Source organism: Streptomyces sp. (genome assembly GCF_036566765.1).
In the GTDB taxonomy this organism is placed as follows: domain Bacteria; phylum Actinomycetota; class Actinomycetes; order Streptomycetales; family Streptomycetaceae; genus Streptomyces.
Window position 1 is genome coordinate 1 of the sequence record NZ_DATCVQ010000672.1, and the last position, 7,501, is coordinate 7,501.

Consider the following 7,501-nt stretch of genomic DNA (forward strand, 5'->3'; position numbering starts at 1 on the left):
CCATTTCACAACACACTACAGCGGTGATGACGGCCTCCCGTTCGGCAACAATCAGGGAACGATCGAATTCCGTAATCATCAGCTCACCAGCTGGTGGTTCCTCACTGCGAAGAAGCGGATAAAGCTAGTCTGACCAGCGAGTGTCCCGGGACTGCATACCCCACACCAGTCCGAGAGCAACGCTCTCCGTGACCCACTGCTCGAATGCGGGCAACGAGCGCTGACACAGCCAGCTCCATAGAAAGTGCGTGGCGTACGACGAGGCTCGCACCCTACAAGTCGGGCCTGCGCGGTGCGCGCCGACGCGCCCATCGCTCGGATCAAGCGGGCGCAGAGCCTGCTCCGGACATCACGAAGCGCCGTCGTCGGCGTTTTGGCCAACCCCCTTGCTCCGCAACCCTGTTGCGGGGGACGGGTCGATGCACTCTCCACGCTCCTCCGCGCGCTCTATCTCGGGATTCCGAGCCGTCGGGGTGGGCGAGCGCAGGGAACGGCCGTCGCCCTCCTCGCGTTCGTTCCAGACCCGCACGCCGTGAGCGCGCAAAGCGGCGGACGGTTTCCCGCACGTTGGCCGTGTACAGGACGAGCACGGGCCGGCCGGCGGCGCAGGGCGCGGACGCGGCGGCGGCACGGCCGCCGACGTGCTGACGGCTGATCAGCTCGCTCTCCCGGGCCGTGGTCGCGGGCATCAGCCAGAGGCCGACCCGTGCCTGGCCGGGCAGGCCCGGCGCAGACAGCGGTAGCCGCCGACCGTCGCGTCGTGCAGTACCTCAAAGCCCAGGATGCCGCGGCAGAAGGCCAGGGCGGGCGCCATCGGCATCCGCTACGGGCACCACCATCCGACCGAACGCGGAGAACGACTTCTGATCGGGAGAAGACGGAGACATGAGTGAACCTCCGAGTCGGGGACGGGGTCCCGTGCCGTCGTGCCGGTCAGTCGACGCCCAGCAGGCGACGGCGGTCATCGGGGCGGGATGCGAATTCCGTGCAGGGCGCCCGGTGGACGATGCGGCCCTTCTGCATGACGGCGACGTTCTGGGCGACGGAGAAGGCGAGCCCCAGGTTCTGCTCGACGAGGACGACCGCCATGCCCTGTGCGGCTACTTCGCGAATCACCTCGCCGACCTGGGCGACGATCGCGGGAGCGAGGCCGTCGGACGGCTCGTCGAGCAGCAGCAGGCGTGGATTGCCCAGCAGAGCCCTGGCGATCGCGAGCATCTGCTGTTCCCCGCCGGAGAGCTGGTCCCCGCGGTGTCCGAGCCGCTCCCCCAGCCTCGGCAGCAGGTCGAGGACGCGGGCCCTCGTCCATGGGCCCGGTGCCCGACGCCGCGAGGCGATCGCCAGGTGCTCGGCCACGGTCAGCGGCGCGAACACCCGGCGCCCTTGCGGAACGACGCCGACCCCGGCTCGGGCGATCGCATCGACGCGGGCGCCTGCGATCTCCCGGCCGTCGAGGGTGACGCTGCCTTCGTAGGGTCGGACGAGCCCCATGACGGTCGAGATGAGAGTGGTCTTCCCGACCCCGTTGCGCCCGAGGACCGCCACGATCCCGCCCGCGTCGAGATCCAGGTCGACACCGCCGAGTACGACGCCGCCGGCGTAGCCGGAGCGCAGCTCACGCACGCTGAAGAACGGCTTCACGAGGAGACCTCCACGGTGCCGAGGTAGGCGGTCTGGACTTCGGCTGAGGCCCGTACCTCGTCCGGGGAGCCGGTCTTCAGGTGTCTGCCGAGGTGCATGACGGTCACCGTGTCGGCGAGCCCGAACACCATGTCCAGGTCGTGTTCGATGAGGAGTACGGTCACCTCGGCGGGCAGGGCGGCAATCAGTTCGGTGAGCCGCGCGGTCTCCGCGGGCGACATGCCGGCGGCCGGCTCGTCCAGAAGGAGCAGCCGGGGGCCGGTGGCCAGCGCGACGGCCACCTCCAGCTGCCGGCGCTCGCCGTGCGAGAGCGCGGCCGCCGCTACCTCGTGCCGGGTGGGCAGGCCCACCTGCTCGAGCAGTGCGTGCGCCTGGGCGATCGTGTTCGGCCGGGCACCGAGCTTCCGCCAGCCCCCGAGCCCTCCGCCGTCCCGGCGCACCACTGCGAGCAGGACGTTCTCCAGCACGGACTCGCGCAGGAAGAGACTGGAGTGCTGAAACGTCGCCGCGACGCCCAGCCCGACCCTGCGGTGCACGGGGAGCCGGGTCACGTCCTGCCCGTCGACGAGGATGGATCCGGCGGTGACCGTGCGCGTTCCGGAGATCAGGCCGAACAGGGTCGACTTGCCCGCACCGTTCGGGCCGATGATCGCGTGTCGCGCCCCAGCCCGCACGGTGAGGCAGACGTCGTCCAGGGCCCGGAAGGACCCGAAGTGCCGTGACACCTGCCGTAGTTCCAGTAGATCGTGATCGTGATTGTGATCGTGATCTGTCACGCCGTCCTCTTCCGGGTCAGCTTGAGCGGGAGCCGTACGCCGGCCAGCCCGCGGGGCAGCGTGTAGACGGCGACGACGAAGAGCACTCCAAGGAGCAACGGCCCGCGTCCGGCGACGGCTTCGAGGTTCCCGAGGTAGTCGCGGGTGAGCCAGACCAGTGCGGCACCGGCGCAGGCTCCCCACATCGAGCCGGAGCCGCCGATGACGACGGCCAGCAGCGCCAGGGCGGCGATCTCGAATCCGGCGTCGCCGGGCGAGACGAACCGCTGTACCGAGACCCAGAGGGCTCCCGCGGCCCCGGCCAGGGCCCCGGCGCCGCAGTAGACGGCCAGGGCGTACCGCTGCGTCGGATATCCGATCGCCCTCATCCGCTGCTCGTTGTCGCGGATTCCGCGCAGGGCCAGGGCGAACGGTGTCGAGCCCAGGCGGGAGACGGCCGCGAAGAGCAGCAGGAACACGGCCAGTACATAGAAGTAGACGAGCCCGTCCAGCGCCAGCGCGGGCAGGCCGGGCAGCGGAACGACGGGCGGGATGCCCGAGACGCCGTCGGTGCCGTTCGTCAGCGACTTCCAGTTGACTGCGGTGCTGTAGGCGATCTCGCCGATGGCCAGCGTCAGCATCAGGAAGACCACGCCCCTGGCTCTCACCGCCAGCCACCCGGTCGGTACGGCCACCAGCGCGGAGACGCCTGCGGCGATGAGCAGTTGGAGGATGCCGATGTCGGTGAGCCTCGTCGCCACGATCGCGGCCGTGTAGGCGCCGACGCCGAAGTAGGCCGACTGGCCGAGGGTCGGCAGTCCGGTCAGGCCGGTGAGCAGGTTCACGCTGATGGCGAGCAGCCCGAACACGAGGATCCGCGACAGGGTGCCGATGGCGTACGCGTCGAGGACGAAGGGAGCCAGGGCGAGTCCGACGACCACGGCGGTCACGGACAGCCGCCGCCTGACGGAGCCGGCGGTTCCGATGCTTTCGGCGCTTCCGCTGGTCTCGGCGGTTCCGCTGGTCTCCGCGGTCCCGCTGGTCTCGGCGGTTCCGTTGGTCTCGGCGGTTCCGGACGGGCTCATGCGCGCACCGCCGTCGGGACCAGGCCGTGCGGGCGGACGACGAGCACGAGCAGCATGGCGCCGAAGAGGAGGAAGGGCGCGTACTCGGGGAGCAGCGCCACCCCGAGTGTCTGCACCTGACCGATGAGGAGCGCGCCGGCGAGCGCGCCGCGCACGGATCCGAGGCCGCCCACGACCACGACGACGAGGGAGAGGACGAGGACGGTCTCGTCGACGCCGGGACCGGGGCCCAGAATCGGCGCCCCGAGGACGCCGCCGACCGCCGCCAGGGCCGCGCCGGCGGCGAAGACCCCGTACAACACCTTGCGGACGTCCACCCCCAGCGCGCGCACCATGTCCCGGTCCGCGACGGCGGCTCGTACCAGTGCTCCGAGCGAGCTGCGTTCGAAGGCGACGTGGACGAGGAGCGCGAGGCCCGCCGCGACGCCGATGAACACCAGCCGGTAGACCGGGTATGCGTGCCCGGCGAGGTCCACCGTCCCGCGCAGGGCCGTCGGCGGGTCCGTGGGCAGCACCTCGCCGCCGAAGGCCGCGGCAAGGAGGTCGGCGACGATGAAGGTGATGCCGAGCGTCAGCACAGCCTGGTCCAAGTGCCCACGCCGGGCCAACGGCTGGGTGAGGAACGTCAGCGCGGCCCCGCCCATGCCGCCCGCCAGGGCGCCGGCCGCCAGGGCGAGGAGCAGACCCCACAGGCTTCCGTCGGACAGAGCGTAGGCGACGTAGGCCCCGGCGAGGTAGAGCGTGCCGTGGGCCAGGTTCAGCACGTCCATCATGCCGAAGACCAGGGAGAGTCCGACCGCGATCGTGAACAGCAGCAGACCGAAGGCGACCCCGTCGACGACGCTGACGAGGTTGCCGTCCAACCATCCGGGCATGTCAGCCGCCCAGCCGGCCGAGCTCGGAGGTGGCGGTGTTGGCCCCCTGCTTGACCTCGCGCAGGTACCAGGGCTGGATGGGCGTGCCCCTGCTGTTGAACTGCCAGGTACCGCGCGGGCTGTCGATGTCCCCCACCTTGGCGATGGCGGCGTTGACCGATTCCGGCGTCACCGATTCCGGGGTCGTGGTGCCACCGGCCGCCTTGATCGCTTTGTCGAGCACCTGTGCCGCGTCCCATGACGCCATCGCGTAGGTGGTCGCGGGCTCGCCGTACGCGGACTGGTAGGCGGGCGCGAACCGCTTGTTGGCCGCGTTGTCCAGGTCCGCGCTGTAGTTGAGCGCGGTCAGGATGCCGTCGGCCGCTGCTCCCTGCCCCTTCAGCACGCCGCCCTCGGTGAGGAAGCCGGGCGCGTAGAGCGGGATCCTGCCGGCCAGCCCGAAGTCCCGGTACTGCTTGACGAAGTCGACGGCCGCACCGCCCGCGTAGAAGCAGAAGACCGCCTTCGCACCCGAGTTCTGGATCTGCGCGAGGTACGGCTGGAAGTTCTTGGTCCCCGGGAACGGGGTGTAGACCTCCTCCCCCGCGAGCTTGCCCCCGGCGGGCAGGAAGGTGGACTTGAATCCCTCCACCTCGTCCTTGCCCGCCTGGTAGCCCGCGGCGATCAGGAAGACCGGACCGCCGGCGTTCTCGGCGACGTGCTTGCCCAGCGCCTTGCCCGGCTCGTCGTTGACGTACGAGGTGCGCCAGATGTACTTGGTCCCGGTCAGCGTGGTCGGCGAGGCGTTCGATCCGACGAGCGGGATCTTGCTGGTCTCGAAGAGGTCCTTGACCCCGTTGATGGTCGCCGAGCTCACCACGCCGCTCACCGCCAGCACCCGGTCCTGCTTGACGAGCTTCTCCGCCGCCGCCTTGCCGGAGTCCGCCGTCTCCCCTTCGTCGGCGATCACTATCTCCACTTCTCGGCCGCCGAGTTTGCCGCCGTGCTGTTCGACGTAGAGCTCGAAGCCCTGCTTCATGTCGTCGCCGAGCGCCTTGTAGGTCCCGGACTGCGGGAGGAGGAGCCCGATCTTCACGGGCCCGCCCTGCTTGTCGCCGTCACCGGTCCCGAGGCTGGCGCCACCGCATGCGGTGCTCAGCAAGAGGCCCGTCGTGACGGCGATCAGACCAACGGGACGAAACCGACCTGCCATGGAGACTCCGTACGTTGTCAGCCGGCCCTGGTGGACCGGGTGTTGCCGATGGGGTGCCCGGAAGGGGCCCTGGGGTGAGGGCCGCTCTCAGAAGTGGTGGCCTGGCTTGAGGCTGGGGGACACGCGTTGCGTCGCTGATCGACGGGCAGCATCCGAGGTGACACGTGTCTATCGCGTAATTGCGACGCCCGTCAATACTTCGCAAGATTTTGACGGGAAGACCCGTTCCCCCCTTGACCCCGATCAGCTTCCTGCCGTAACACTTGCGATCGTCAAATTTCCGCCATAGCGCGAGCGGCGGGCCCGTGATCAGTCAGGGAGTGAAGCACCATGACCGACGATCCATCGCGACGCAAAGTCCTCAAGAACAGCGGCCTGTTGGCCGGTTCCGCGCTGCTCTCCGGGATTCCGGTCGGGCAGGCGGCGCAGGCTGCCCCCAGCGGGGACGAGCCCTCGCCTGTCGTGGAGTCGCCCGCCGGCCGGCTGCGGGGAGCCTTCGAAGGAGGTCTCACCGTCTTCAAGGGGGTGCCCTACGCGGCACCGCCGGTCGGCGCCCTGCGCTGGCGGCCGGCTCAGCCCCATCCCGGCTGGTCGGGAACGCGCGAAGCCACCGCGTTCGGCCCGAGTGCGCCGCAGCTCTACCGGGAAGGGGGCGACGCGGTGCTCGGAACGCACGGCGCGCCACCCTTCGACGAGGACTGCCTCACCCTCAACGTCTGGACCCCGCGAGCCGACGACGCCAAGCGGCCGGTGATGGTCTGGATCCACGGCGGCGGCTTCATCTCCGGATCCGGATCACTGCCCATCTACTCCGGCGAGACCTTCGCACGCGACGGCGACCTCGTCGTCGTGACCATCAACTACCGGCTCGGGCCGCTGGGATACCTCTACTTCGGCGAGGACGGCGCCGGGGGGAACTTCTGGCTCACCGACCAGCTCGCCGCACTGCGCTGGGTACGGGACAACATCGCCGCGTTCGGCGGAGACCCGGACGACATCACGCTCGCCGGCCAGTCCGGCGGCGCACTGTCGGTCGCGGCGCTGGCCGGCGCCCGGCCCCAGGGCCGCCCGCTGTTCCGGCGCGCCATCCTCCAGAGCCCGCCGCTCGGGCTGCAGATCCCCACCCGTGCGGAGTCGTTGCAGCGCAGCGCCGCCTTCCTCGACATCCTCGGGGCCAAAGACGTGGCGCAGCTGCGGACCCTGCCCTGGCAACAGCTGATGGGCGCCACCCTCGAGATGTTCAAGCGCACCGGGCGGTGGGGATACTGGTCGACCCCGTACCTGCCGGTACTGGACGGGGTGACGCTGGACCGCCACCCCTCCGACCTGCTGCTCAGCGGTCCCGGGGCGGACATCGACATCCTGATCGGCTACACCAGGGAGGAAGCCAACTTCGCCTTCGCGCTCAACGAGACGTACACCGCCGCGACCAAGGACCAGGTGCTCGCACGGGCACGGGACACCTTCGGGAACCGCGCTGCCGAGGCATACAGCGCGTACGAGGAAGCCCGGCCGGGCGCCCGTCCGGTGGACGTACTCATGGACCTGATCAGTGACGACCTGTTCCGCATGCCCGGCCTCGCGCTCGCCGAACGACGGGCCGCCCGCAAGCGGCCGGTCTGGGCGTACCAGTTCGACCTCCCGACGCCCGCACACGGCGGCCGGCTGGCGGCGGCTCACTGCCTGGAACTGCCGTTCGTCTTCGACAACTTCGACAAGTGGTCGCAGGCGCCCTTCCTGACGGGGCTCGACCCCCGGGTCCGTGACGGCCTGGCCAAGACCATGCACGCGGCATGGATCTCCTTCATCCGCACCGGCGACCCCAACCACCACGCCATGCCGAACTGGCAGCGCTACGAACGGGCCTCGCGCACCACGATGAGCCTGGACACGGTCACCAGCGCCGCGGACGACCTCGCCGGCCACTGGCGGCGCCTGTACCAGCCGACGGCG

At 70.2% G+C, this 7,501-nt stretch carries 6 protein-coding genes; 1 reads left to right on the plus strand and 5 read right to left on the minus strand.

Annotation, left to right across the window (positions count from 1 at the left end):
- Positions 1–933: 933 nt before the first annotated feature.
- The 5 genes from VIU94_RS39085 to VIU94_RS39105 are packed head-to-tail and all read right to left on the minus strand — an operon-like array spanning position 934 to position 5,497.
- Entirely contained in the window at positions 934–1,641 is a 708-nt protein-coding gene (locus VIU94_RS39085; protein WP_331919444.1) for an ABC transporter ATP-binding protein, read from the minus strand.
- Positions 1,638–2,366, minus strand: a complete 729-nt coding sequence (locus VIU94_RS39090) for an ABC transporter ATP-binding protein (RefSeq protein ID WP_331919446.1) — start codon at positions 2,364–2,366, stop codon at positions 1,638–1,640. The genes VIU94_RS39085 and VIU94_RS39090 overlap by 4 nt, the downstream gene beginning before the upstream one ends.
- Before the next feature lie 47 nt (positions 2,367–2,413).
- Positions 2,414–3,481 carry a branched-chain amino acid ABC transporter permease gene (locus tag VIU94_RS39095; RefSeq protein WP_331919448.1) on the minus strand — a complete coding sequence of 356 codons (1,068 nt, stop codon included), beginning with the start codon at positions 3,479–3,481 and terminating at the stop codon, positions 2,414–2,416.
- Positions 3,478–4,356 carry a branched-chain amino acid ABC transporter permease gene (locus VIU94_RS39100; RefSeq protein ID WP_331919450.1) on the minus strand — a complete coding sequence of 293 codons (879 nt, stop codon included), beginning with the start codon at positions 4,354–4,356 and terminating at the stop codon, positions 3,478–3,480. The genes VIU94_RS39095 and VIU94_RS39100 overlap by 4 nt, the downstream gene beginning before the upstream one ends.
- A 1-nt stretch (position 4,357) precedes the next feature.
- The gene (locus VIU94_RS39105; RefSeq protein WP_331919452.1) at positions 4,358–5,497 is read right to left on the minus strand and encodes an ABC transporter substrate-binding protein; all 1,140 of its coding nucleotides are present in this window, start codon (positions 5,495–5,497) and stop codon (positions 4,358–4,360) included.
- 381 nt (positions 5,498–5,878) lie between these two features.
- Between VIU94_RS39105 and VIU94_RS39110 the strand changes: the two genes are divergently transcribed.
- Positions 5,879–7,501: carboxylesterase/lipase family protein (locus VIU94_RS39110; RefSeq protein ID WP_331919454.1), on the plus strand; the 1,623-nt coding region annotated here is incomplete at its 3' end.